The organism is Pelagibacterium mangrovi (genome assembly GCF_036662815.1).
GTDB lineage: Bacteria > Pseudomonadota > Alphaproteobacteria > Rhizobiales > Devosiaceae > Pelagibacterium > Pelagibacterium mangrovi.
Genome location: NZ_JBAFXA010000010.1, coordinates 67,621 through 92,508, shown reverse-complemented (window position 1 = coordinate 92,508; position 24,888 = coordinate 67,621). Strand labels below are relative to the sequence as shown.

At 63.9% G+C, this 24,888-nt stretch carries 21 protein-coding genes and 1 pseudogene; 6 read left to right on the top strand and 16 right to left on the bottom strand.

Going from position 1 to position 24,888, the window contains the following annotated elements:
* Nucleotides 1–93 precede the first annotated feature (93 nt).
* Nucleotides 94–1,131, top strand: a complete 1,038-nt coding sequence (locus V4T21_RS17130) for an aldo/keto reductase (RefSeq protein WP_332719116.1) — start codon at nt 94–96, stop codon at nt 1,129–1,131.
* Between the two features lie 53 nt (nt 1,132–1,184).
* On the opposite strand, the gene pheT is transcribed toward V4T21_RS17130, so the two are convergent.
* The 5 genes and pseudogenes from pheT to rpmI form a co-directional block, all read right to left on the bottom strand.
* Nucleotides 1,185–3,593 carry a phenylalanine--tRNA ligase subunit beta gene (gene pheT / locus V4T21_RS17125; protein ID WP_332719114.1) on the bottom strand — a complete coding sequence of 803 codons (2,409 nt, stop codon included), beginning with the start codon at nt 3,591–3,593 and terminating at the stop codon, nt 1,185–1,187.
* Nucleotides 3,590–3,998: pseudogene (locus V4T21_RS17120) on the bottom strand (ASCH domain-containing protein). Before V4T21_RS17120 ends, pheT begins: the two are co-directional and overlap by 4 nt.
* Complete coding sequence (gene pheS / locus V4T21_RS17115) at nt 3,998–5,122, bottom strand: phenylalanine--tRNA ligase subunit alpha (protein ID WP_332719111.1); 1,125 nt, start codon at nt 5,120–5,122, stop codon at nt 3,998–4,000. The pseudogene V4T21_RS17120 and the gene pheS overlap by 1 nt, the downstream one beginning before the upstream one ends.
* Before the next feature lie 133 nt (nt 5,123–5,255).
* Entirely contained in the window at nt 5,256–5,657 is a 402-nt protein-coding gene (gene rplT, locus V4T21_RS17110; protein ID WP_332719110.1) for a 50S ribosomal protein L20, read from the bottom strand.
* 24 nt (nt 5,658–5,681) lie between these two features.
* Nucleotides 5,682–5,882: a 50S ribosomal protein L35 gene (gene rpmI / locus V4T21_RS17105; RefSeq protein WP_332719108.1), complete on the bottom strand. Its 201-nt coding sequence runs from the start codon at nt 5,880–5,882 to the stop codon at nt 5,682–5,684.
* A gap of 277 nt (nt 5,883–6,159) precedes the next feature.
* Here rpmI and V4T21_RS17100 point away from each other — a divergent pair, with 277 nt between their 5' ends.
* Nucleotides 6,160–6,690 carry a CAP domain-containing protein gene (locus tag V4T21_RS17100; protein WP_332719105.1) on the top strand — a complete coding sequence of 177 codons (531 nt, stop codon included), beginning with the start codon at nt 6,160–6,162 and terminating at the stop codon, nt 6,688–6,690.
* Here the strand turns inward: V4T21_RS17100 and V4T21_RS17095 are convergent, their stop codons facing one another.
* On the bottom strand, nt 6,691–7,281 hold the full coding sequence (locus V4T21_RS17095) for a hypothetical protein (protein ID WP_332719103.1): 591 nt from the start codon (nt 7,279–7,281) through the stop codon (nt 6,691–6,693).
* An 85-nt stretch (nt 7,282–7,366) separates the two neighbouring features.
* On the opposite strand from V4T21_RS17095, the gene V4T21_RS17090 reads away from it, so the two are divergent.
* Complete coding sequence (locus V4T21_RS17090) at nt 7,367–8,086, top strand: DUF6683 family protein (RefSeq protein ID WP_332719101.1); 720 nt, start codon at nt 7,367–7,369, stop codon at nt 8,084–8,086.
* Here the strand turns inward: V4T21_RS17090 and V4T21_RS17085 are convergent.
* Nucleotides 8,083–8,889, bottom strand: coding sequence for a glycosyltransferase family 25 protein (locus V4T21_RS17085; RefSeq protein WP_332719288.1), 807 nt, complete (start codon nt 8,887–8,889; stop codon nt 8,083–8,085). The two genes, V4T21_RS17090 and V4T21_RS17085, sit on opposite strands and share 4 nt — an antisense overlap.
* A gap of 163 nt (nt 8,890–9,052) precedes the next feature.
* Here V4T21_RS17085 and polA point away from each other — a divergent pair, with 163 nt between their 5' ends.
* A complete protein-coding gene (gene polA, locus V4T21_RS17080; RefSeq protein ID WP_332719099.1) occupies nt 9,053–11,935 on the top strand; it encodes a DNA polymerase I in 2,883 nt (960 codons plus the stop codon).
* Between the two features lie 653 nt (nt 11,936–12,588).
* On the opposite strand, the gene V4T21_RS17075 is transcribed toward polA, so the two are convergent.
* Nucleotides 12,589–13,818, bottom strand: a complete 1,230-nt coding sequence (locus V4T21_RS17075; RefSeq protein WP_332719097.1) for an MFS transporter — start codon at nt 13,816–13,818, stop codon at nt 12,589–12,591.
* Nucleotides 13,819–13,962: 144 nt separating this feature from the next.
* On the opposite strand from V4T21_RS17075, the gene V4T21_RS17070 reads away from it, so the two are divergent.
* Both V4T21_RS17070 and V4T21_RS17065 read left to right on the top strand, forming a co-directional pair.
* Complete coding sequence (locus tag V4T21_RS17070; RefSeq protein ID WP_332719095.1) at nt 13,963–15,078, top strand: PLP-dependent lyase/thiolase; 1,116 nt, start codon at nt 13,963–13,965, stop codon at nt 15,076–15,078.
* An 83-nt stretch (nt 15,079–15,161) separates the two neighbouring features.
* Nucleotides 15,162–15,905: a fumarylacetoacetate hydrolase family protein gene (locus V4T21_RS17065; protein WP_332719092.1), complete on the top strand. Its 744-nt coding sequence runs from the start codon at nt 15,162–15,164 to the stop codon at nt 15,903–15,905.
* 40 nt (nt 15,906–15,945) lie between these two features.
* Here V4T21_RS17065 and V4T21_RS17060 read toward each other — a convergent pair whose 3' ends face one another.
* From V4T21_RS17060 to V4T21_RS17025, 8 genes are read right to left on the bottom strand one after another with little or no spacing between them, the layout of a single operon-like run.
* Nucleotides 15,946–17,532, bottom strand: a complete 1,587-nt coding sequence (locus V4T21_RS17060) for a fucose isomerase (RefSeq protein WP_332719090.1) — start codon at nt 17,530–17,532, stop codon at nt 15,946–15,948.
* Nucleotides 17,533–17,550: 18 nt separating this feature from the next.
* Nucleotides 17,551–19,182 (bottom strand): FGGY-family carbohydrate kinase, encoded by a 1,632-nt coding sequence (locus V4T21_RS17055; RefSeq protein WP_332719088.1) that lies wholly within the window; start codon nt 19,180–19,182, stop codon nt 17,551–17,553.
* 39 nt (nt 19,183–19,221) lie between these two features.
* On the bottom strand, nt 19,222–20,154 hold the full coding sequence (locus tag V4T21_RS17050; RefSeq protein WP_332719085.1) for a PfkB family carbohydrate kinase: 933 nt from the start codon (nt 20,152–20,154) through the stop codon (nt 19,222–19,224).
* Between the two features lie 7 nt (nt 20,155–20,161).
* Nucleotides 20,162–20,956, bottom strand: coding sequence for an HpcH/HpaI aldolase family protein (locus V4T21_RS17045; RefSeq protein ID WP_332719083.1), 795 nt, complete (start codon nt 20,954–20,956; stop codon nt 20,162–20,164).
* The gene (locus V4T21_RS17040) at nt 20,956–21,837 is read right to left on the bottom strand and encodes a dihydrodipicolinate synthase family protein (protein WP_332719081.1); all 882 of its coding nucleotides are present in this window, start codon (nt 21,835–21,837) and stop codon (nt 20,956–20,958) included. The genes V4T21_RS17045 and V4T21_RS17040 overlap by 1 nt, the downstream gene beginning before the upstream one ends.
* 14 nt (nt 21,838–21,851) lie before the next feature.
* A complete protein-coding gene (locus V4T21_RS17035; RefSeq protein ID WP_332719079.1) occupies nt 21,852–23,354 on the bottom strand; it encodes a tripartite tricarboxylate transporter permease in 1,503 nt (500 codons plus the stop codon).
* Entirely contained in the window at nt 23,351–23,887 is a 537-nt protein-coding gene (locus tag V4T21_RS17030) for a tripartite tricarboxylate transporter TctB family protein (RefSeq protein WP_332719077.1), read from the bottom strand. The genes V4T21_RS17035 and V4T21_RS17030 overlap by 4 nt, the downstream gene beginning before the upstream one ends.
* 4 nt (nt 23,888–23,891) lie before the next feature.
* On the bottom strand, nt 23,892–24,833 hold the full coding sequence (locus tag V4T21_RS17025; protein WP_332719075.1) for a Bug family tripartite tricarboxylate transporter substrate binding protein: 942 nt from the start codon (nt 24,831–24,833) through the stop codon (nt 23,892–23,894).
* Nucleotides 24,834–24,888 lie beyond the last annotated feature (55 nt).

Sequence of the window (24,888 nt, the reverse complement as noted above, 5' to 3'; positions counted from 1 at the left end):
GCGCGTCCTCTATCACTCCCACAGCGCCCTTGCCAGTCCGGGGCGCGAGGCGATAGGTTCCGCCATCCTTTCAGCCATCCAGGGAAAAGTGCGATGACCTACCGTGCCGCCGACGCGCGCTACACAGCCATGCAATACCGCCGCAGCGGCAGATCGGGCCTCAAGCTCCCCGTCGTCTCGCTCGGCCTCTGGCAGAATTTCGGCGGCACCCGCGACTACGACACCGCTTTCGAAATTCTCGGTTACGCCTTCGACCGGGGCATCACCCATTTCGACCTTGCCAACAATTACGGTCCCCCGCCGGGCTCGTCCGAAGAGCTGTTCGGCCAGGTGCTGGCCCGCGATTTCCGCCCCTATCGCGACGAAATCATCGTTTCCACCAAGGCCGGCTACAATATGTGGCCCGGCCCCTATGGCGAGTTCGGCTCGAAAAAATACCTGACCGCCAGCCTCGACCAGTCCTTGCAGCGCATGGGCCTCGACTATGTCGATATCTTCTATTCCCACCGCTTCGACCCCGAGACCCCGCTGGAAGAAACCATGGGCGCGCTGGCCCAGGCCGTGCACCAGGGCAAGGCGCTCTATGTCGGCATCTCGTCCTACCCCGAGGCCGAAACCCGACGCGCCCACGCCATTCTGAAGGATTTGGGCGTCCCGCTCACCATCCACCAGCCTTCATATTCCATCCTCAATCGCTGGATCGAGAACGACGCGACCATCGAGGCCTGCGGCGAGCTGGGCATCGGCATCATCGCCTTCTCGCCCCTCACCCAGGGCGTGCTTTCGGGCAAATACAGCTCGGGCTCAAGGGCCGACACCCGCGCCGAAAACCAAAAGGGCTCGATGCGCGAAAGCCATCTCCAGCCCCATGTGCTCGACGCCGTCGAGCGGTTGCGCCCCATCGCCGAAAAGCGCGGGCAATCCATGGTCCAGCTCGCCCTGAGCTGGGTGCTGCGCCGCCAGGAGCTCACCTCCGCCCTGATCGGGGTGCGCAATCTCGACCAGCTCAAGGACAATCTGGGCGTCCTCGACAATCTCGCCCTCGCCGAAGGCGAGATCGGGGAGATCGACACCGCCGTCAAGGACGCGCTGATCGACCTTCACCCCCGGCCCACCGGCTGGTTGCGGTAAACAAAAAAGGCGGGCCACAGAGCCCGCCTTTTTCATATTCTCGATGGGTGCGATCAGGCCCTGAGGCTTCCCCCGGTCGCCTTCTCCACCGCCGCGACGATCTTGCCAGACACCGCCTCGATCTCCTCGTCGGTCAGCGTCCTGTCTTTCGGCTGCAGCGTCACCTCGATCGCTACCGATTTCTTGCCTTCACCCACATGGGAGCCGGCAAAAACGTCGAAGATCGTCACATCGGCGATCAGCGCCTTGTCGGCGCCCTTGGCCGCCCGCAAAAGCCCCGCCGCTTCCACGCCCTGATCGAGGACGAAGGCGAAATCGCGCTTGACCGGCTGGAAGGGAGAAAGCTCCAGCGCCGGCTTGGCCTTGGTCGGCTTCTGGCGGGGTTCGGGCAGCGCATCGAGATCGATCTCGAACGCGGCCACCGGACCATCGAGATCGAACCGATCCGTCATGGCGGGATGCAGTTCGCCGAACCAGCCCAGGATCAATTTGGGCCCGAGCTGGATACGCCCGCCGCGTCCCGGATGGCTCCAGGGCGCCGACTCGGCCACCACCTGCACCTTGTCGATATCCACGCCCAGCGCGTCGAGCACTGCCGCCAGATCGGCCTTGGCGTCATAGACGCCGACCTTCTCGGCCTTGCTCTGCCAATGCCGCCCGCCGCCGCCGATCCCGGCGGTTCCGGTGCGGATGCCGGTGGCATAGGTGTGCTGGCCCTCGGGGGTGTCCGAAAGGAACACCTGTCCCACCTCGAACAGCGCCACATCCGACAGCCCGCGATTTCCATTGCGCGCCGCCCCCGACAGCAGCCCCGGCAGCAGCGAGGGCCGCATGTCGGTCATGTCCGAAGCAATCGCGTTGGCGAGCTGAAGTTCGGGCTTGCCGCCGCCGAACGCTTCGGCCAGCGGGGTGGAGATGAACGACCAGGTCACCGCCTCGTCCATGCCGCGCGCCGCCAGAGCCCGCCGCGCGATGCGGCGCCGGTTCTGGATCGGCGTCAGCATCTTGGGAGCAACGCCCGACAGCCGGGGCAGGGGGGTGACGGGCACATTGTCCACGCCCACGATCCGCATCACCTCCTCGACCAGATCGGCCTTCATCGTCACGTCGGGCCGCCATGAGGGAACGGTGACGCTGATCGTTTCGCCCGCACGTGAAACGGCAAAGCCCAGCCGCGTGAGGATCGCATCGACCTCATCGGGCGCAACCTCAAGCCCGGTCAGCCGCTCGATCTCGCTCAAGGGAAATTCGATGACGGTATTGGGCGCCTCCACATGCCCGGCCACCACGACTTCAGCCGGCTCGCCGCCGCATAGTTCCATCACGAGCTTTGTGGCCAGCTCGATCCCTGGCAGAACGCTGGTGGGATCGACAGTCCGCTCGAAGCGATAGCGTGCATCGGAATTGATCCCGGTCTTGCGCCCCGCGGCAGCAATCGCGCCCGGCTCGAACCACGCGCATTCGATAAAGACGTTGGTGGTTTCCTCGGTCGAACCGGTTTCTTCCCCGCCCATGATGCCGGCAAGCCCGAGCACCCGCTCATCATCGGCGATGACGCAGATGGTTTCGTCCACCGGATAGGTTTTCCCGTCGAGCGCCAGAAGGCTCTCGCCGGGCCTTCCCATCCGCGCGCCCACATTGCCCTTGAGCTTGTCGGCATCGAAAACATGCAGCGGGCGCGCCCTGTCGAGCGACACCAGATTGGTGATGTCGACGAGCGCGTTGATCGGGCGCAGCCCCACGGCCCTAAGCCGATCCTGCAGCCATTGCGGCGAGGGACCGTTCCTGACGTTCCTGATCAGCCGCCCGGCAAACATCTTGCACACCGTGCCATCGACGAAAACGTCGATCGGCGAAGCGCCGGCCGTCGCCGGCACCGGCGCAATCGCCTCGTCCTTGAGCGTCCCCAGCCCTGCCGCGGCGAGATCGCGCGCAATGCCGAGCACGCCCGCGCAATCGCCGCGATTGGGGGTGAGCCCGATATCGATCACCACCTCGTCTATGCCCGCATAATCGGGATAGGGCACCCCGATCGGCGCGTCCTCCGGCAATTCGATGATGCCGTCATGATCGTTGGACAGCTCCAGCTCGGCCGCCGAACACAGCATGCCGTTGGACACTTGCCCGCGGATGTTGCCCTTGCCGATCGTCATATCCTTGCCCGGGATATAGGTGCCCGGAAAGGCAAACACCGATTTCAGCCCCGTCCGCGCATTGGGCGCGCCGCACACGACGTCGATCAATTCCCCGGTGCCCGCATCCACTTTGCAGACCCTGAGCTTGTCGGCATTGGGGTGCTGGGCGGCGGAAACGACATGGGCGGTAACGAACCCCTTGAGGGCGGCGCCGGTATCGGTCACTTCCTCGACCTCGAGCCCGATCATTGTGAGCTTTTCGACGATCGCCTCGGTGGAGGCCGTGGTTTCCAGATGCTCTTTGAGCCAGGACAGCGTGAATTTCATTTTTCGTCCCTATCCAGCACTTCAACCAGCGTGAAGCGCTCACAAACTAATTTCATCCCGCCGCTCCACCCGCCATTGCGGGAGAAAAAGGCGATGTCCTTCGCGCCAGGCGGCATAAGGGCCTTCGCCCTCCGCCTCGGCAAATTCTTTCGTCACCGCGTCGAACGGGACGATCGTAACCTCAATGGTCTCGATCACGCAGGCCGGCCGGCCCGCTCCGTCCAGCACCACATCGCGCCGTCCCACTTCCGGCAGCGGTTCGCCGTCAGCCTCATGGTCGCGCAGCGCGCCACAGGTCGCGGTCTTGGTGCCGGCCAAAACCAGCGCAAGCAATTCGTCCGCCAGTTCGGGGCTGTCCCCGAAGGCAAAGCTGTGCGCATCGGTATAGCGGGCAGGCAGCGCCATCAGCTCGAAAGTCCACCAAATAGCGTCGGCGCGTCGAAGGGCCTGAACCCATAATGGTCCAGCCAGCGCTGGTCGGCGTCGAAGAACGCCCGCAAATCGGGCATGCCGTATTTGAGCATGGCGATGCGGTCGATCCCCATGCCCCAGGCAAAGCCCTGATAGACATCGGGGTCGAGCCCGGCATTGCGGATCACATTGGGGTGCACCATGCCGCAGCCCAGGATCTCCAGCCAGTCATTGCCCTGGCCGATCTTGACCTCATTGCCCGAGCGATCGCATTGCACGTCCACTTCCATGGAGGGCTCGGTGAAGGGAAAAAAGCTCGGACGGAACCGGGTCGTAACGCTTTCGACCTCGAAGAAGGCTTTCAGGAATTCTTCGAGCACCCAGCGGAGCTGCCCGATATGGCTTTCCTTGTCGATCACCAGCCCCTCGACCTGATGGAACATCGGGGTGTGGGTCTGGTCGCTGTCGTTGCGATAGGTGCGCCCGGGCATCACCACGCGGATCGGCGGCTCCTGATGCCCGCTCATCCATTTGGCCGGTACGGGCTCATTGGTCTCTTTCATCACCCGCACCTGCACGGGAGAGGTGTGGGTGCGCAGCAGTTTGCGGTTCCCTTCCGCATCGGGATGGAAAAAGAAGGTGTCGTGCATTTCCCGCGCCGGATGGCCTTCGGGGAAATTGAGCGCGGTGAAATTGTAATAATCCGTCTCGACGTCCGGCCCTTCGGCGATCGCGAACCCCATATCCGAAAAGATCGCGGTGATCTCGTCGATCACCTGACTCACCGGATGGATGCGCCCGGTTGCGGTGGGAGCGGGGCGGAGTGGTAGCGTCACGTCGAGCTTTTCGCCCGCCAGGCGCTTTTCCAGCGCTTCGGCGGCGAGCTGGGCGCGGCGGCTTTCGATCTCGGCCGCGATTTCGGTCTTGAGTCCGTTGATCGCCGGACCCTTCTCCTTGCGCTCGTCGGGGCTCATCTGTCCCAGCGTTGCGAGCAGGGCCGAAATCGAGCCCTTCTTGCCCAGCGCTGAAACGCGGACCGCTTCGAGCGCGGATTCATCGGCCGCCTCGGCAATGGCCGCGCGGATCGAGGTGGAAAGGGCATCAAGGTCGGTGGACATCTATTTCTCTCGGCGTCGGTGTGGGCGGGCGAAGCGGTAGCAAACGAAAAAACCCCGCGCCACCCCCAAAAGGGGCAGCGCAAGGCTTTGATTTCTCGGCCTCGGATAAGGCTGGTGCGCTCTCGCTTGAGAATTAAGCGGAAATGCGCTCTGCGGTGGTCGCTTCGATCTCGCCCAGATAGGCGAGGGCGTCCTTGGCCTTGACGACCAGCGCTTCGAAAGCTGCCGGTTCGTGCACAGCCAGATCGGCCAGGACCTTGCGGTCGACAGCAACCTCAGCCTTGCCGAGGCCGTCGATAAATCGACCATAGGTCAGCCCATGCGAACGCACGGCGGCGTTGATGCGCTGGATCCAGAGCGCGCGGAAATTGCGCTTCTTGGCCTTGCGGTCGCGATAAGCGTACTGGCCGGCCTTTTCGACCGCTTGTACGGCTGAACGATAGGTCGTGGCGCGGCGGCCGTAATAGCCCTTCGCAGCCTTGATGACCTTCTTGTGACGAGCGTGGGCGGTAACGCCTCTTTTTACGCGGGACATCTGTTAATCCTTAAGTCTGGCTACTTAGCGGTCGTACGGCATGTACTTCTTGACAACCTTGGCGTCCTGGTCCGACAGGACCGAAGTGCCGCGATTGCTGCGGATGTACTTTGCGTTGTGGCTGATCAAACGGTGGCGCTTGCCGGCGGGGCCGGCCAGAACCTTGCCGGTTGCCGTGACCTTGAAGCGCTTCTTGGCGCCAGACTTGGTCTTCATCTTGGGCATTTTGCGGTCTTCCTTGTTGGTCTTCTTGCAGTCGTCCCCAAGGGGACTTCCCGCTTTCATGAACCGCCTCGGCATGCCTTTTGGCCGGGCGGCTCGGTTGGAGCGTCGTCATGGACGACGCGTCATAGAAAAAATCCGGCTGGCCCGCAAGGGCCGACCAAAGAAGGCCGCTGTATAGGCAAACCGGGTCCCATTGGCAAGCCGATTCCCGCCTTTGGATCACAAGGCCGCCATTTTATCGGCTTTCAAAGCGCCGCTCTTTGTTTAAAGTCCCGCCATGTTCGAGATTTCCCGCCGCCGATTCCTCACCCTTTCAGCCCTTGGCGTTTCAGCAACCGCGCTGGCCGCCTGTTCGGGCTCGGTCATCATGACCACCGAGCGGGCCGATCCGGTCTCTTCGGTTTCGATGGCCGACGCGACGGCCCAGCTCAACGCCATGCGCGCCGAACGCCGCCTGCCGCTTCTGTCGCACAACGGTGTGTTGCAGGCCGTCGCCGAAGAACAGGCCCGGCTAATGGCCGACAACGCCAATGTCGCCCACACCGCCGCCCCCGAACAGACCCTCCACACCCGCCTGCGTCGTGCCGGCTTTCTGGGCGCGGCGGGCGAAAACCTCGCCGGCGGGCCACCGACGCTTGCCACCGCCATCCAAGGCTGGCTGAAATCGCCTTCCCACAACCGCACGATGGTCAATCCCGACTATGTGCAGTTCGGCATCGCCATCGAACGGGGGCCTTCGACGGCTTACAACACCTATGGCACCTACTGGGCCCTGCTCATGGGCATCCGCACCCCGGATATGGCCTGATCAGAGCCGCGCGGCCTGTGTGAACCCGGCATCGAACCACTGGACGACCGGCCCCGACATCCCGCCGCCAAGGCTGCGGATTTGTTGGGCCAGCCAATCATCCACACCATCATCGGCGAGGGGCGGTTCGATTTCCAGGCTGTCGGTTAGCGCCGCAATCGCAGGTTCTCGGTCGGGCGCCTGCGCGATTGCCGCCACGACGCAGCCGGTGAAAAACCCAGCCTGTTCGGCCAGCGGAAACCAAACCGATCCATCCTGACGTTGGGGCTCGCTCAGTGCGTCGATGATCTCCGCGTCGGCGTCCCCGCCGCCCAGCACCAGCCGGAGCTGATCGGCGAGTCGCGCTTCAAGTCCCGCTCCGATCATCGCCGTGGTATAGCGCTGGCACGCGCTGCGCCCACCCGGCTCGCGTTCGAGCGCATCGGTAATCGCCACCGGATCTGCTTCGAATGCAGCGGCTGCGCTCTCGAGCGCACCGGCCTCACCGAGCGCGGCGGTCGCCTCGATCCACGCCGTGGTATCCTGCGCATAAGCGGTCGATCCGGTCAGCGAGGCCCCCAGCACCAGGGAGAACAGTTTCGAGCGAGCCATGGATACACCTCTGGCGATTGGTCGCAGCAGCGACATAATCTTATGTGCACGCTATCGTCTCGATGACAGCATTGCGAGGGGCAAAATGCGCAAGACGGTTTCGGTTTTTCTAGCTCTTGTGGCCATGGCGTTTCCGGCTCAGGCCCAGGACTACCCCTTCCAGGGGTTCGCCACGGACGTCACCATGAACACCCTTCATTCGACGATGCTGAACGCGACGATTCAGTCTTCGCTCGATGATGCGTCCCCGGCTCCAGCCTCCGCTACTCCGATCGATCGGACCCTCTCGCTCTACACGGCGACTCCCGACGTGAGCGCCCGCGCCCAGGAGCAGTTCATCGCCTTTGTCGAAGAAACCTCCGGTGCGCCGGGCGCCGACGCCGTGCGCAAGCAATTTGCCAAACGCTCCCCTGTCGAGAGCTGGGCCGAACTCGTCGCCGCCGACGGCCTCCTGCCCGGCGACGCCGCCGATGCCATCGCCGGCTATTGGGCACTTAACTGGATCATCGCCAACAGCGCCCACGATCAGACCTTCCCCACAGCGCCCATCGCGGAGCAAGTGCGGGCTTCTCTTGCGAGCGACGCTCAATGGATTGCCCTGTCCGACGCCCAAAAACAGGAGCTCTCGGAAGTCCTGATGATGAATTTCCTGCTCCAGCAAGCCGTCTATTCCGACGCTGTCGTTACCGGAAATGGACAGATGATATCTGCACTTGGCGAAGCGGCAATTACGCGGTTCTCAACCGAAATGGGCGTCGACCTGCGTGCCATCCAGCCCAGCTCATCGGGCTTTATCGCCCGCTAGTCGGGCCGAAACGCGATCCGCTCCTTGGTGATCCCCTTGGGCAGATGGATCAGGTGATCGATAACGTTACGCGCGCCGGTCCAAATCCTCGTTGGCGCCCGCATCGCAAAATGCCGCACGGGATGGTTTTCCCTGAACATATGCCGGTGCTTGGTCGCGTTAAGATCGCTCCAGCCGATGCCATCGGCGCGACCATCCGCCGAAACATTATGGTATTGAATACATAATGCCGGATCGGTGTGATAGCGCACCAATCCGTTGGCGGGCTCCTCCATGCAATTATAGAGCACGATATCGTTGGCCAGCACCCGCATTGCTGGATGCCCGAGCATTTTGCGCGCCGCATGCGCGCCGATGATGTAACCCGAGGCGCCTGACAGCGTGGACCGGAACGGCCGCAACTCTATCCCCGGTCCCACCTTCTGCACTGCCGGCAGCACGCGAATCTTCCGGCTCGACCGCTCGAAGCGCACAAGATCGAATTCCAAATCATCGAGATCGGCCAGAAATTCAGGCAATGATGCCGAAAGCAGCGCATCGTCCTCCAGTACCACGGCCCGTGTCTCTCCCGCGTTGAGCATGGTGCGCCAGGCCTTTTCGTGGCTCATCGAGCAGGCGAGCTGATTGGGTCGCAAATAGTTCGGCTTGGTGCTGTCGCAATAGGCGGCAATATCCTCCGCCGAAATATCGGCCGGCGTCACTGCTTCGATCCGCGTCGCCTCGAGCCCCAGCCGCGCGAACTGTTCTTCCATGAAATCGCGCCGGTCGGTGCGGCTGGCGAGGTTGATATAGTAGATCGGCATCGACACGATGGTTTTCTCTTCAAAGTGGCCTGCAGGGAGGGAGCCCTAGCAGCTTGCGCCGTCGTGCACCAGATCGAACCCGAGACCTTGCCCCTCGCGCTCAATCGCGCCAGAGTGCCGCCAAACCAGAATCGTGTGCTCTCCGGCGCCCCAGGAAATTGCCATGCATCTCGTCCTCGTCGACGGCTCGTCCTTCATCTTCCGCGCCTATCACGCGCTGCCGCCCCTGACGCGCAAGTCCGATGGCCTGCCGGTCGGCGCCGTCTCGGGCTTTTGCAACATGCTGTTCAAGCTCTCGGAGGATTTGAAGGGCGACAAGGAGCCCACCCATTTCGCGGTGATCTTCGATCATTCCGGCAAGAGCTTCCGCAACGATCTCTACGACCAGTACAAGGCCCACCGCCCCGAAGCACCCGAGGATTTGATCCCGCAATTTCCCCTCACCCGCGCCGCCACCCGCGCCTTCTGCCTGCCCTCGATCGAGCAGGAGAACTATGAGGCCGACGACATCATCGCGACCTATGCCTGCCAGATGCGCGATCGGGGCGGCAAGGTCACCATCGTTTCCTCCGACAAGGATCTGATGCAGCTGATCGACGACGATCACGTGCAGATGCTCGATACCATCGCCCGTCCCGGCCAGCCGCCCCTGCGCTGGATGGGCCCCGAAGAGGTGATGAAAAAGTTCGGCGTCACCCCCGACAAGGTCGTCGACGTGCAGGCGCTCTGCGGCGATCCCGTGGACAACGTCCCCGGCATCCCCGGCATCGGGGTGAAAACCGCGGCGCTGCTCATCAACGAATATGGCGATCTGGAAACCCTTCTGGCTCGCGCCGGCGAGATCAAGCAGCAAAAGCGCCGCGAATCGATCATCGAACACGCCGAACTGGCCCGCATCTCGCGCAAGCTGGTCGAGCTCGATTGCAACACGCCGGTTCCGGTGCCCCTCGACGATCTCATCCGCCAGCCGCTCGAAGCCAAAACGCTGATCCCGTTCCTCAAGGCCATGGAGTTCACCTCCATCACAAGGCGCCTCGCCAATGTGCTCGAAATCGACCCCGACGATTTCGAGGCCGATCCCGAACTGGCGGTGAAGGGCGCCTCGATTCCCGGCGCCGTCGACGTCTCCGAGCCCCCCGCCACCGGCGATGGCCCTGCCGCCCACGCCGAAAAAATCCTCGAAGCCATCAGGGCCATCCCTTGCAAGCATGAGGATTACGAGATCGTGCGCGACGCCGATGCGCTCGCCGCCTGGGTCACCCGCATCGTCGATATGGGCTATGTCGCCGTCGATACCGAAACCACCGGGCTCGACAACCAGCAGGCCGATCTGGTCGGCATCTGCCTGTCAACCGAGCCGGGCCGGGCCTGCTATATCCCGCTCGGTCACGTGACCGGCGAGGGCGACATGTTCGGCGGCGGCCGAGCCGAGGGGCAGATGGATTTCCGCCTGGCGCTCGATATGCTGCGGCCCGTCCTCGAAGACCCCGCGATCCTGAAAATCGGCCAGAACGTCAAATACGATCTGGGCATTTTCGCCCGCTATGGCATCGCCATGGCGCCCATCGACGATACTCTTTTGATGAGCTACGCCCTCGATGGCGCGCGCAACAACGGCATGGACGCGCTGGCCGACAAATATCTCTCCCACACCTGCATCAAGTTCACCGACCTCGCGGGCACCGGCAAGAACCAGCTCACCTTCGACAAGCTCGAAATCGCCGCCGCCGCCAAATACGCCGCCGAGGACGCCGATATCACCCTGCGCCTCTGGCATGTCCTGAAACCTCGCCTCGTCGCCCAGGGCGTCACCACGGTTTACGAAACCCTCGATCGTCCGCTGACCCCGGTTCTCGCCCGCATGGAAGCGCGCGGCGTTTCGGTCGATCGGCAAATTCTCTCGCGCCTTTCGGGCGATTTCGCCCAACGCGCCGCAGCCCTCGAAGAGCAGGCCCACGAATTGGCCGGCGAGCGCTTCAATCTGGGCTCCCCCAAGCAATTGGGCGATATCCTCTTCGGCCGCATGGGCCTCGAAGGTGGCACCAAGACCAAGACCGGTGCCTGGGCCACCGGCGCCTCGGTGCTCGACGACCTGGCCGCGCAAGGGGTGCCGCTCGCCCAGACCATCCTCGACTGGCGCGGCGTCTCCAAACTGAAATCCACCTATACCGACGCGCTTCCCGGTTTCATGAACCCGCGCACCGGCCGCGTGCACACCTCCTACAACCAGGCTTCGGTCGCCACGGGTCGCCTGTCGTCCACCGATCCGAACCTGCAAAACATCCCCATCCGCACCGAGGATGGACGAAAAATCCGCGCCGCCTTCATCGCCGCCCCCGGCAACCTCCTGATTTCGGCCGACTATTCCCAGATCGAGCTGCGCGTCCTCGCCCACATCGCCGATATCGATGCCCTGAAGGATGCGTTCGAGGAGGGACTGGACATTCATGCCATGACGGCGTCCGAAATGTTCGGCGTGCCCATCGAGGGCATGGACCCCATGGTCCGACGCCGCGCCAAAGCCATCAATTTCGGCATCATCTACGGCATCTCGGCCTTCGGCCTCGCCAACCAATTGGGCATCGCCCGGTCCGAGGCCGGTGAATACATCAAGACCTATTTCGCCCGCTTCCCCGGCATCCAGGACTACATGAACGAACAGCGCCGCATCGTTAAGGCGCAGGGGTTCGTCTCGACCATTTTCGGCCGCAAGATCCCGTTCGAAAACGTGGGGACCAAGAACCCTTCCGAGCGCGCTTTCATCGAACGCGCCTCGATCAACGCCCCCATCCAGGGCTCGGCCGCCGACATCATCCGCCGCGCCATGATCCGCATGGAAAAGGTTCTGCGCGAGGAAAACATCGCAGCCGACATGCTCCTCCAGGTCCACGACGAACTCGTCTTCGAGGCCCCGGCCGACAAGGCCGAGGCGGCCATCCCGGTGATCAAACGCGTCATGGAAGGCGCCTCCGAACCCGCACTACGCCTCAGCGTACCGATCAAGGTCGACGCCAAGGCGGCGGAAAACTGGGAAGCGGCGCACTAAATCCAAATCCAGCACCCCAGTTTATCCTCTTACCCTTCCCCCACCTCCACCGCTGTCACCCCGGGATAAACCCAGGGTGACAAGTGGGTGTTTGAGGCAGCGCGCCGCCTCCTCTCCACCCTGTCATTCCGGGATTCATTCCCGGAATCCAGCTTCAGCCTCGCCATTCGCTCCACCGTCGAGACCATCCCACAGCACTTGCCCCAGCTCCCCTTCTCCCCTTGAGGGAGAAGGTGGGCCGGCGAAGCCGGGTCGGATGAGGGGTGCGCTGAGCCTGCGCCAAACGCCCTCTTCAAAAACTTATCCCCGCTCCCTAAACCCGCGCCATACTCCCCCTCACGACCCCGCGCTTATGGACGCAAGCGCAACGAACGTTTGGGCGGGATCGGTTCGGGTCCGTTGGCGGTCGCGTCAGCGGAGGCAGAAACGTTCCCAGCGCCGACCCACGGCACGGTCGAGGGTGTACTGGCGAAAGCCAGCGGGGATTGGCCCCAGCATGAGAGAACGACCAGGCCCAAAATCCCGGATGCATGGGGCGATGACCGCTTCATACTAACAAATACAGCACGAGGCGTTCATCGCCCCATGCCGTCTATAAATACCGCGAAACCCTCCGGCCATGACCGGAGGGCAAAAGCGGCTGCGCAAAAGCACTAAGCCGGCTGCGCCGCGCCCGGTCGCTCTCCATCGGCGCGCTTAGCCGGCGGAAAGGCCAGCGCCATGGCCACGGCGGCAACCCCGACGACTGCGGAGGCGATATAAAGCCAGTGATAGCTCCCGAAGGTGTCGAACAGCCACCCTCCGCCCACCGGCCCGAACGCCATGCCGATCGAGGAGGTCATGGTCGCCGCCCCCAGCACGGTGCCCATAACATGCGGCCCGAAATAGTCGCGCGCCAGCACCGCATAGAGCGGCATCACCCCGCCATAGGCCATGCCCAGCACCACGGCCAGCATGTAGAAATCGGTCAATTGCGTCACATAGATATAGGAGTAGATGCCCACCGCCTGCAGAGCCAGCCCGGCGATCAGCACCTTCTTGACCCCCAGTCGATCTGCCGCGATGCCGAAAATCAGCCGCCCGAACAGCCCGGCCACGCCCTCGACGCTATAGATCGACGCTGCCGCCAGCGGCGCCACACCGCACAGCATCGCATAGCTCACCGTGTGGAAGATCGGCCCCGAATGGGCCGCGCAGCAGAAAAAGAAGGTCGCGGCGAGCACGATGAATTGCGGTGTCCTGAGCGCCGAAACCGCCCTGGTCGGCTGCGGCTCATGCGGCGCGACATCGCTCCCCGATGGCGGCTCCGCCACCGCCTGCGGCGCCTTGCGGATCAAAAAGCTCAAGGGCACCAGCAGCACTGTCGCGGCGATCGCCGTCATCATCATCGCGTTGCGCCAGCCATAAATCTCGATCAACAGGCTCGCGAACGGGGTGATCACCATCGGCGCCACGCCCGCCCCGAGCGACACCAGCGATACGGCCAGGCTGCGATGCTTGTCGAACCAGCCCACCGTCGTCGCCATGATCGGGGCAAAGAACGCGCCGCCTGCCGCGCCCACCAGTCCGCCATAGGCAAGCTGGAAAACCAGAAGATCGGTCGCCGTGCTCGCAATAAACAGCCCGACGCCCAGGATGATCGCGGCGATAAAGACCACCGGTTTCGCCCCGATCCGGTCGGTGAGCGTGCCCCAGAGAAAACCGGCCACGCCCATCACCACGAACCCCACGGTCATCGCCATGGAAATCCCCGCCCGCGTCCAGCCGGTTTCCTCGGCGATGGGGGCGAGATAGACCGGCAGGGCGAACATCGCGCCCATCGCAACGCATGTGATCACCGCGCCGGCGGCAACGATCACCCAGCCATAGTGAAATCTGTTCATCGCAAGGCCCCTCCAAATGACCTTCCGATAGGACGATTGGCCGGTCCCCGATCCGACACGGCCTTGCGGAAAAACTATCCACGGCACCCATTTTGCGCCGATAATTATGCCAGGCAACAACAATCGCAATGAAGGGGAGGGAGTTTGAATATCAAAAATGTTTCGCGGCATATGGCCCGCTTCGGTTATCTCGATAACGATAGGATTGCCGAAATCGTCGATCCTCTGCCGCCTCGGTATTGGGACCATCCCGCCAACGCGTGGTCGCCGCTCCTGCCGTCCCGCATACCGGGGCTGGAGGGCGTGCGCGTCAAATACGAGGGCAGCCATCTGAGCGGGTCGTTCAAGGACCGCATCATGGCGGCAACGATCGGAGAACTCCTGGCGCGCGAGCCCGATTGTCCCGGCGTCGTCGTTCCCTCCAGCGGCAATGCCGCTGTCTCGGCGGCTGCACTTTGCGCCCGCGCCGGGCTGCCGATGATCGCCATCGTCCCCGATGCCACTCCCGAGGAGCGGGTCCTGCCCGTGCTGGCGCGGGGCGGGCTTGTGGTCCGCTCGGGAGAGGGGCCGAGCCAGTCCTATGCCCTGGCCGACCGCCTCGCCGAAGCTATAGGCTTTTTCCGTCTTTATTCGACCTTCGCCTCGCCCTGGGCCGAATGGGGCTGCCGTTCGCTGGGCCGCGAGATCGCGGCGCAAGCCGAGGGGCCGATCACCCGCATCGTCGCCCCCGTCAGCGCCGGCCCGGTTCTGGTGGGCACGGCCAATGGGCTGCGCGAAGCCGGCCTTCCCATTCCTCCGCTGGTTGCCGTCCAGGCCGCCGGCTGTGCACCCATCGCCGCCGCCTTTGCCAGCGGCGCTAAAACCGTGACCCCTTGGGAGGGGCCGGTCGAAACCGCCGCCGCAGCCATAGCCGATCGCCTGTCGGGCTATCCCCAGGACGGCACGCGCGTGCTCGATGCCGTGCGGTCGAGCGGCGGCAGCGCCGAGGCGGTCACCGACGCCGAATTGCACGCGGCCCGTGCGGCCCTCTTTGCCCATGACGGCATCGATGCCGAACTTTCCGCCTGCGCCGGCATCGCCTGGCTGCGCCGTGCATCGGCGCCCAGGGACGAGGGTACCCTATGCATCGTCACGGCATCAGGCTTCAAGCACACCTTCGCCGGCGACGTCCCGCCCGCGTTTCCCGCGCCCGGTGCGGTGCGGAAACGGCTTGAAGGCTTTCTCGAAACCCTCTCCCAGCCAGCGATCCTTGCCGGCTAGAAGGTCCCGCCCACTACCCCTTTGTCTTTGACGCGCCAGCGGCTAGACATGCCTTCCCTCCACCGTTTCCAAAGGTGAATTTCATGACGCTCTCCTCCCATCCTCTCACCGGCCTGCTTGTCGCAAGCCGCCGCGACAACAGCCCCCTCGCAACGGTCGAGGACACCGCTCTGCCGACCACGCTTGCGGACGCCTATAAGGTTCAGGCGCAAACAGTCGAGGCGCTGGGAGGCGTCGGCGCCTGGAAGGTCGTTCCTAAGCCCGCCGATGATGCGCCCTCCTGTTCGCCCCTGCCGGCTGCCGCGCTGCTGGAGGATGGCGCGAATATCGAGAGGACCGACGCGTTGCGCGTCGAGGTCGAAATCGCTGTGGTCATCGGCACGGACCTGACCGAAGAGCGCGTTTACGAGGCGAAGGACATCGCCGCCGCCGTCTCGGGCTTGCATCTCATTTTCGAATTCATCGGCTCGCGCTTTGCCGATCCCGCCGCCATGCCCGTTCTCGCCACCACGGCCGATCTGCAGAACAACATCGCCGTCGTCGTCGGCCCCGCGCATCAATCCGGCGAGCTGCCGCAATTGGACAAGCAGGATATCGTTTTGTTCGATAATGGCGTCGAGGTGCAGAGCACGGCGGGCAACGCCTCGACCGATGCGATGTTCGAGGCCATTGCATGGCTCGCAAACCACGCCCGCTTGCGCGGCCTGCCGCTGACCGCCGGCACCGTGGTGATCACCGGCGCGCGTCTTGGCCCCATCGCCGTCACCGGCCCAGCCGTCGAAGCGCGGGCCGGCGGTTTCGGTTCGGTCACCGCCCGGATCGGCTGAATGAAAAAGAGCGGCGGCGCGTTGCCGCCGCTCGATATCGTCAGATGCCGCAGAGATTGACCTTGATGCCGAGCTCGGCGGCAAGGGCGGCCTTGGCGGCGAGGGCCTGATCGGCTTCGGCGGCCGAATTGGCATAGGCGACCTGGATATGGTTGGCCTTGTGCCGCGCCATCATGGCGTCGCGATCGACGCCGGTCAGCACTGCGTGCATGATCGGCCAGACGCGATCGGTGGCTTCGGACCGGCGGCGGGTTTCCTCCTCGGGGAGGTCGACCGCCTGTCCACGCCCGATATCCATGTGGAGCGAATTGTCCATCACATAGATGCGGCTCCAGACCAACTCGCCGGCTTTCGCGACGCCGCGCAACGTGCCGCCGCCGGCCGGGAAGAACATGGCCGGCTGGCGATAGCTTTCCGACTTGTCCCAGCCGCCATGGTGGGCCGGGGGCGCAGCGCCGGAAATCTCGAACACCCAGACGAAATCGTCGCGCGAACCCGAGCGGTCGATATCGCCCCAGCGCAAATCGTGCAGCGTATTTTCCACCGGCTGGCCGAGCGCCCGGTGGATGCGATTGGTGAAGATGCCGTCGATGGCGGCGCATTCGTCCACTTCGTTGAAATGGACGATCGCCTCGCCCTGCCGGATCACGCTGCCATCGGCGCGGGTGACATCGGGGCGGTCGTCATTGTTGAGCATGCCTTCGACCAGATCGGAAGCCGGCAGCAGGTCCTTGAGGCCCTGCTGATACTGAATGCCGATGGCCTCGCATCCAAAATTATCCCCCATGCGCACGGCGGCGATATACATGCGGCACTGGTCGATGACCTGCGCTTCGGTCAATTCTGTCTTCGGGTCGGTGCCCAGATGAAACGTCATGCCCTTGTCGACCATCCATTGATAGGCGGCCCGGCCTTCGTCTTCGGGCACCTGCGTGGTCGCATAGTAAAGCGCGGACTGGGACAGGCGCTCCTTGTAGATGCCCATGGGCATCAGGAGTTCATCGGGGATGATGGCATTGTACATGCCCATGCAGCCCTCGTCGAAGACGCCGAGGATCACCTTGTTGTCGCGGATATCGGCGGCGATCGACGCAGCCAGCTCGCGCTCCTTTGCGCCCACGGACGCCGGATCGAAGGGGCGGACATGGCTGATCTCATGGGTGACCTTACCGGTTTCGAGCCAGGCCTTGAGACCGGAGAGGAAGAACTTATCGTCGAAATTCTCGCTCCAGAGCGAAGAATAGTCGACGCCGGCCTTGGTGAGCGAACCGTTGAGGTTCAAAAGCCCCACAAGGCCCGGCCATTGGCCGGCCCAGTTGGCGACGGTCAGGATCGGGCCCTTGTGGCTGACGAGACCGGCCAAAACGTGATGGGAATACTGCCAGACCGCCTCGGCGACGATCACCGGCGCATTGGGGTCCATCCTGGCGAAGATATCCATGCCCTCGCGCTGGGACGAGATGAAGCCATGGCCCTCGGGCTTGATGGGATGGGCACGCTCGATCTCAAAGCCCATGGATTTGACCGCATCGATAACGCGGTCTTCCATAGCCTTCTGGGCCGGCCAGCAATTGGTGTTGGCGCTCTCGCGCAGATCGCCGCTGGCGACGAGTTGGATCTTGGTCATGATCCCGATCTCCTTGGGTTATTCGGTTTCCGGCGCGTTCATGATGTCGCGATAGGCCGCGTGATCGTCCTGCATCCGGCGAAACACTTTGTATTTGGCGTCGTGATAGGCGGCGATTTCGCCGCCACGCGGCGCGATGGTGGTCGCCGAACCGCTCATGGCGGCCATGGCTGCCGAGACGTCGGGGTAAGCTCCGGCTGCAGCCGCCGCGATCATCGCAGAGCCGAGCAGTACCGGTTCGCTCTGGTCGGGAACGATGACGGTGCAGCCGGTGGCGTCGGCATGTTCGCGCAGATAGAGCCGGTTGCGCGCCAGCCCGCCGCTGACCACCAGCGTGTCGACGACCACCCCATTGGCCCGCAATGCCTCGATGATGTGGCGCGTGCCATAGGCGAGCGCCTGTTGGGTCGCGAGATAGTCGAGCGCCAGATCGTCGATGCCGCTATCGAGCGTCAGCCCGGAAATCGCACCCTTGCGCCAGGGCTCGGCGAGCGGCGAGCGGTTACCATGGAAATCGGGCTGGACATGGCGGTGACGCGTCAGGAACGCGCTTTCCTCAGCCACGGCTTCGAGATGGGTGTCGAGTGCTTCGGCCAGCCGCTTGCCGCCGGCCTTTTCGGCCAGCTTTGCCGCGACCGCGTGGCGGGCGATCACCGCATCGAGCAGGGCGCCGGCCGCCGATTGCCCGCCCTCATTGGCCCAATAGCCATCGAGCAGCACGGAATAATACGGCCCCCAGACGCCGGGCACGAATTTGGGTTCGCGGGTCAGCGAGATATGGCAGGTCGAGGTGCCCGCGATCACCGCCAGCCGGCCCTCAATCGCGCCATTGCCATCGCTATCGGCCACGCCCAGCGTTCCCAGCGCGCCCGAATAGGCGTCGATCAATCCGGTCGAAACGGCGATGCCGGGCACCAGCCCCAGTTCGGCGGCGGCCTCCGCCGTCAGCCCGCCGGCGCGTACGCCCGCCGCGCCGAAGGCGGTGCCGATGGCGTCGAACCCGTCATCGGCGAGGTCTTCGAGCCCGATCGAGGCAAGGAACTCCGCATCCCAGCCTTCGCCATGCAGCCCGCGATGGCCGAGATAGGTCCATTTGCAGACCGGCGAACAGAGCGAGCGCAGCGTCGCTCCGGTAGAGCGGTAAACCAGCCAGTCGGGAAGGTCCCAGAGCTTGGTCGCCTTGGTCCAGCTTTCCGGCAGCTCGCGCTTGAGCCAGACCAGCTTGGGCAATTCCATTTCCGGGGACATGACGCCGCCGATATGGTCGAGAACGCCCGCACCCGTCGCGGTGATCGCTTCGGCATCGGCAATCGCCCGGTGGTCCATCCACAAGATCACGTCCTGATCGGCGGCCCCGTCCGGGCTTACCGAAACCGGTTGATCGTTTTCACCGGCGACGACCAGCGAGCACGTGGCGTCGAACCCGATGCCGCCCACCGCTTCGGGAGGCACTCCGGCCGCCGCAATCGCCTCGCGAACCGACCGCGTCACCGCTCCCCAGATTTCGGCCGAGCGCTGCTGGGCGAAATCGGGAGCAGGGCGGAAGGTTTCTATGGCGCAGGCCGACGATCCCAGAAGCTCTCCCTGCCGATTGAAAACACCGGCCCGCGCGCTGCCCGTCCCAACGTCAATGCCAATGAAATAATCCAAGATCCACTCCATGCTGGCGCCCTGATGGCGCAAGAAATTTCAGTACTGTGCAATGCCGACCGGCGCGTCGGTCACCGCCATCAGCGCTTCGACCGCTGCCCGGTCGGGAGCGCCCAGCCGTCCGCCGAACACCGTGCAGCTTATGGCGGCGGCGGTGTTGGCAAAGGCCACGGCCTCCGCGATCGGCTGTCCTTCCGCCAACGCGAGCGTGAAGGCGCCGTGGAAAACATCGCCTGCCGCCAGCGTATCGACCGCCTCGACCTTCGGAGCAGGCCGGTGAAACATCTTGCCGTCCTCGTGCCAGAAGCATCCCTGCGCCCCGGCGGTCACTGCAACGAAGCCCTCGAACCGCCGCGCCAGAACCTCAACCGCCTCAGGGATCGAAGTGCCTCGGGAAACCGCGAGCGCGGCGGGCTCGGAAAAAACGGTATGGGTCGCCCGCTGCGCCAAATCCACTATGATCTCGGTCGGCCCCACATCGGCGTCGAGCAATGCGATCTTTCCGGCCTCGCGGGCAAGATCGAGAACCCGTGCCGCCCCTTGCGGCCAGCGGATATCGACCTGCACTGCATCTGCACCGGCAATGGTCTGCGCATCGATCCAATCGGGATCGCTGCCCAGGGCCGGATCGTAATAGGGCACGATCAGCCGCTCACCGTCGTCATCGACGATCACCGCGCTGAGCGGCGTGGCGACGCCTGCGAAACGGCGCACCATGGTGCAATCGACGCCCTCGGCCTGGACGTCCTCGAGAAAGCGGGTCCCCGTCATATCGTCCCCGATGCGCGTGATCAGAGCGCATCGGCCGCCCAGGCGGGCAGCCGCCGTCGCGGCGCTGGTGGCCATGCCGTGAGCCACTTGCACCAGCGCCTTGGGCAAAATCTTGCCGGGGCCGGGAGACAACGCGTCGACCTTGAAGATCATGTCGACGGTTGCGGCCCCGGCAAAAACGATATGAACGGGTTTGGACATCTGGGCGTCAGATCGCGGCGATGTCGGCTTCCTGCGCGCCGTCGGTGGCCGTTTCCCCCCGCAAGGCGCGCGCCGCATCGGAAGCGGCTTTATAAAGCAGCCCCGCATCGCTCGCCGAGATGGTGAAATTGCAGCCTTGGTCGCGCCAGTAATGGGCCTGCTCGGCGCCCGAGCAGTCGATGCCCACGATCACACCGGCCGCATTGCAGCGCTTGACGATGGAGATGATCGTTTCGCGCAGCTTGTCGGACTCGGTATAGTGCTTGCGGCCCAGGCCGAGGCTGAGGGACAGATCGTTGGGGCCGATATAGACGGCGCCGACACCCTCGACGGCGAGGATTTCGTCGAGGTTTTCGAGACCGGTGGCGGTTTCGATCATCACGACGCAGATCGAGCGCGCGTCACCTTCGTCATGCTCGACCAGGCGTCCGCGCGAGACGCTCCAGATCGGGCCCCAGCTCCGCGTGCCGGCGGGAGCATAGCGGCAGGCATCGGCCGCGCGCCTGGCTTCCTCGGCGTTGTTGACCATCGGCACGATGACCGCTTCGGCGCCCAGATCGAGGGCGCGCATCACATAGTCGGGCGTGTTCCACGGCACGCGGACCATGCTCGCCACCCCGGTCTTGTCGAGCGCGTCGATCATGGTGGTCAGCGAGCCGAACGTGTTGAAGCTGTGCTGCATGTCGAGCGAGATGAAGTCGAAGCCAGCCTGGCCCAGAATCTGGACGACCGAAGGATGATCGAGGCCGCACCAGCTTCCGTGAAGAACATTGCCGTCGGCCAAACGTTGCTTGAGGGTCATTAGAGTGTCGTCCCGTATTTCTGGTGAAGGTGATCGAGGTGTGCGTCCGCGGCCGCGTCGGGCGCGCCCACGGACATGCGAGCCCGCCCGGCGGCGATGCCCTGCCGGCGCAGGCCGGCTTTAAGCCGCTCGATATCGCCGAGCAGGCCATCGACGACGGCGTTGACGTCATGCTGCAGACGCTCGCGCTCCGCCATGTCGCCGGCGGCAACCGCCTCGGCCATGGCCACGAACGGCTCGGGGTAGACCGAGGCGATCCCGGAAATGACGCCCTGGGCGCCGACATCGACAAGCCGGCCGATCTCGCGGTCCGAGCCGGTAAAGACCAGGAAGTCGTCGGGCAGCACGTCCCGGAACTTGCCGACCGTCTCGAGGCTCTCGCCGCTGATCTTGACGCCGATGATGTTGGGGAGTTTGGCGATCTCGGCCATCAATTCCGGCGAGACTGTGATGCCGGTGCGGTCCTTGAAGATATAGACGAAGACACCGAGCCCGTCGGAGATGGCTGAGACTTCCCTATAGAAATCGAGAAGCGCCGCATCGGTGGCGGGAAGAAAATAGGGCGTGATGACCGCCACTTCCCTTGCCCCTTCCTCGCGGGTTTGGGCGATCAGCTTTTTCACCTGATGCAGGCTCGGTGCGCCCACATGCACGACGACGCGCTTGTCTGCCAGGATATCGAGGCTGAGCCGGGTCAGCGTCCGGCGTTCCTCGTCGCTGAGCGAGGGAAATTCGCCCGTCGTTCCCAGAACGAACGCGCCATCGACGCCCGAGGCGGCGCATTTTTGCAAAATCGCCGTGTTGCCTTCGATCGAAAGAGAGCCATCGTCAGCAAAGGCAACCGGGATCGCCGTCAGGATGATGGGTTTGGGAGAAGTCATTTAAAGGATGGTCCTTACTCGGAAATGCTGGTGAAAAGGCGACGCTCGCGGCGGCGCTTGAGGATAGGAGCGGCAAGACCACCCACCACGGCGATGGCCGCGAGGATGAGCAGGGTCGCCGAAATCGGCTTGTCGATCAGCCCGGTCGGGCCGTCGATCAGCAGCGATCGCCGCAGGTTGGATTCGGCGAGCGGGCCCAGAATCAGGCCCAGAACGATGGGGCCGGCTGGAATGCTGCACCGCTTGAGGACCAGACCGATGACGCCGAAGATCAGCATCACGACGACCGTGAAAATGTTGTTGGTCGTGGCATAGGTGCCGATGAGACAGAACACCAGCACCGTGGTCCAGATATAGGGCAGCGGCAGGTCGAGGAGTTTCACCATGGCCGGCATGCGCACGAGGTTGATCGCGAGCGTCAGAAGCGTCGCGAACACCATGATCGTGGCAATGGTGACCACAAGGCTCGGCTCGTTGACGAAAAGGCTCGGACCGGGCTGGATACCCCAGACGATCATTGAACCAATCATCACCGCCATTACCGAGTCGCCGGGGATGCCCAATGCCATGGTGGTGGTGAGCGAACCGCCCAGCGTGGCGCTCGAAGCGACATCAGAGGCCGCGATCCCTTCGACCGAACCCTTGCCGAACTCGGCACGGTTCTTGGAGACCGAGCGGGCGCGGTCCCAGCCCAGAAGGCCGGCGATATCGCCGCCCGCACCCGGAATGATGCCCACGATGAGGCCCACCAGACCGCCGACGCCCGTGGGCTTGGCGATCTGCTTGTATTCTTCCCGCGTCGGCCACCAGCGGCCAAGCGCGGAAATCGGTTTGACGCTGTTCTTGCGATGGGTGAGCAACTGATCGAGCAATTCGGCGATACCGAACAGACCGATGATGACGGCGATAAAGTCGAGCCCGCCATTGAGGTCGCGGACGCCGAACGTAAAGCGCGCGTCGCCGGTGATCGGATCGCGACCGATCGTGGCGATGAACAGGCCCAGCGCGCCGGCGATCAGGCCCTTGGTTAGCGATTTCGACGAGATCGAAATCATTATGGTCATGGCCAGGATCACGACGGCGAACATTTCGCTCGGACCGAAGCGCAGGGCGAGCTGGGCCAGCGGCACTGCCGCGAACGAGAAAAGCACCATGCTGGCCAGGATGCCGACGGCGGAGACGAGCGCCGAGATGATCAGCGCGAGGCCCGCGCGGCCATCCTTGGCCATCGGATAGCCGTCGAACGTCGTGGCGATCGAGGCCGGCGTTCCGGGCGTATTGATGAGAATGGAGGGAATCCGGTCACCGAAATTGGCGGCAACGTAGATCGTCAGCAGCACGGCAAGTCCGGCCACCGGTTCGAGCGTCATTGTGAACGTGCTCGCCAGCGCCACCGCCATGGTGGCCGTGACGCCGGGAAACATGCCCACGAGCATGCCCACCAGCATGCCCGCGGCCATGCACATGAGCACGGTGGGCTCCATTACGGCCATCAGGCCGTCGATAAAGGGGGTCATAGCGGCACCCGCAGCAGAAAGTGGAACAGCCCGTAGATGAAGGCAGTCGTCAGCACTGGATAGAGGATGAGCGCCAGCCAGCTCCGAACGCCGAACGTAAAGAGCAGGGCGACGAGATAGACGAGCGTCGGCACGATGTAGCCGAACCGCCACCAGGCAAAGACATAGAGCGCGCTCAGGGCCAGAGCGATGAACATCCGTCCCCAGCCGTCCTTCTGAGCTCCCTCGAGATCTTCGCGATCGGCAAGCGGCAGGGCCAGCGCGCTGATCAGCATGAAGCCCGAGAGCACGGCAGCTCCCGAAGCGAGCACGGTCGGCCACCATTTGGCGTCGATGCCGCCGCCGCCCATGCGCAAATCGATACTGCGCGAAAGCACTATGGCCAGGATGGACAGGGCGAGCGCCACTAGCGAGATGGTGATTTCCATGCGCCGGGAGGGGATCGCGCCGTATTCGTCGTAATCCAGGATGGCATTGTCCGGCGGCGCTTTCGCACCGCCGGACGTATCCCGGAGCTTGCTCCGATCGGTCATTTTGTTAGTTCAGAACCTCTGCGTAACGCGCAGCTTCGCTGGCGATAAATTCTTCGAACTCTGCGCCAGTGCGGAAGACGGGCAGGATGCCGGCCGGGCTCACGGTGTCGCGGAAAGCATCCGACTGGGCGGCCTTTTCGACGGCGGCCTGGAGAACGGCAACCACGTCTTCAGGGATACCGGCCGGGCCATAGACGCCGCCCCAGGCACCGAAGGTCAGATCGAAGCCTTCTTCGGCGGCAGTGGGCACGTCTTCCATGGCCGGGTGACGCTCGGTGTCGAAAATGGCGAGAATCTTGAGCGTTCCGTCATTGTAGGCGGCAGCGGTTTCACCGGCGCCGGCGGCGACGGCATCGACGTGTCCGCCCAGCGCGGCGGCCACGGCAGGGGCACCGCCATCGAACGGCACGGGGTTGAGCTGGGCGCCGGTCATGTTGGCGAGCGTCACGGTCGCTGCGGCGAACGAGGAGGCCGAACCGGAGTTGGAGACCGAAAGACCCTGCTCCTGAGCACCTGCGATGAATTCTTCGAGCGTGTTGTAGGGGCTGTCGGCGGCCACGGCCAGAACGACCGGGCTGTTCATGATCTGGCCAAGATAGGTGTAGTCGGCGCGATCGAAATCATAGCCGATGTTTTCGAGGATCGCGAATTCCACCGGCGCAAAGCCGATAGTGTATCCATCGGGTTCCTGCTCGGCGACGTGGGCGAAGGCCACGGTGCCGGTAGCGCCGGGACGGTTTTCAACGATGAAGCTGACGCCCAGTTCCTTTTCCATCTCGGCAACCAGTGCACGCGAGGAACGGTCGGAAGCGCCACCCGCAGCGGCCTGCACGACAAAGGTGATGTCGCCGGCCGGGAAGGTATCCTGCGCGAAAGCGGTGGCCGACAGGGCCATCGAAATCAGGGCAGCGCCGGAAAACGTGCCCAAAAAGCCAAGGGTCTTCATAATTCTCTCTCCCATGAGGAATTTAGGTTTTGGTCTTGTTTCTGAAAGTTGATTT

Coding starts and splice junctions, on each gene's coding strand:
- V4T21_RS17130 (WP_332719116.1), top strand. CDS start 94: ATGACCTACCGTGCCGCCGACGCGCGCTACACAGCCATGCAATACCGC.
- pheT (WP_332719114.1), bottom strand. CDS start 3,593: ATGAAATTCACGCTGTCCTGGCTCAAAGAGCATCTGGAAACCACGGCC.
- pheS (WP_332719111.1), bottom strand. CDS start 5,122: ATGTCCACCGACCTTGATGCCCTTTCCACCTCGATCCGCGCGGCCATT.
- rplT (WP_332719110.1), bottom strand. CDS start 5,657: ATGTCCCGCGTAAAAAGAGGCGTTACCGCCCACGCTCGTCACAAGAAG.
- rpmI (WP_332719108.1), bottom strand. CDS start 5,882: ATGCCCAAGATGAAGACCAAGTCTGGCGCCAAGAAGCGCTTCAAGGTC.
- V4T21_RS17100 (WP_332719105.1), top strand. CDS start 6,160: ATGTTCGAGATTTCCCGCCGCCGATTCCTCACCCTTTCAGCCCTTGGC.
- V4T21_RS17095 (WP_332719103.1), bottom strand. CDS start 7,281: ATGGCTCGCTCGAAACTGTTCTCCCTGGTGCTGGGGGCCTCGCTGACC.
- V4T21_RS17090 (WP_332719101.1), top strand. CDS start 7,367: ATGCGCAAGACGGTTTCGGTTTTTCTAGCTCTTGTGGCCATGGCGTTT.
- V4T21_RS17085 (WP_332719288.1), bottom strand. CDS start 8,889: ATGCCGATCTACTATATCAACCTCGCCAGCCGCACCGACCGGCGCGAT.
- polA (WP_332719099.1), top strand. CDS start 9,053: ATGCATCTCGTCCTCGTCGACGGCTCGTCCTTCATCTTCCGCGCCTAT.
- V4T21_RS17075 (WP_332719097.1), bottom strand. CDS start 13,818: ATGAACAGATTTCACTATGGCTGGGTGATCGTTGCCGCCGGCGCGGTG.
- V4T21_RS17065 (WP_332719092.1), top strand. CDS start 15,162: ATGACGCTCTCCTCCCATCCTCTCACCGGCCTGCTTGTCGCAAGCCGC.
- V4T21_RS17060 (WP_332719090.1), bottom strand. CDS start 17,532: ATGACCAAGATCCAACTCGTCGCCAGCGGCGATCTGCGCGAGAGCGCC.
- V4T21_RS17050 (WP_332719085.1), bottom strand. CDS start 20,154: ATGTCCAAACCCGTTCATATCGTTTTTGCCGGGGCCGCAACCGTCGAC.
- V4T21_RS17045 (WP_332719083.1), bottom strand. CDS start 20,956: ATGACCCTCAAGCAACGTTTGGCCGACGGCAATGTTCTTCACGGAAGC.
- V4T21_RS17040 (WP_332719081.1), bottom strand. CDS start 21,837: ATGACTTCTCCCAAACCCATCATCCTGACGGCGATCCCGGTTGCCTTT.
- V4T21_RS17035 (WP_332719079.1), bottom strand. CDS start 23,354: ATGACCCCCTTTATCGACGGCCTGATGGCCGTAATGGAGCCCACCGTG.
- V4T21_RS17030 (WP_332719077.1), bottom strand. CDS start 23,887: ATGACCGATCGGAGCAAGCTCCGGGATACGTCCGGCGGTGCGAAAGCG.
- V4T21_RS17025 (WP_332719075.1), bottom strand. CDS start 24,833: ATGAAGACCCTTGGCTTTTTGGGCACGTTTTCCGGCGCTGCCCTGATT.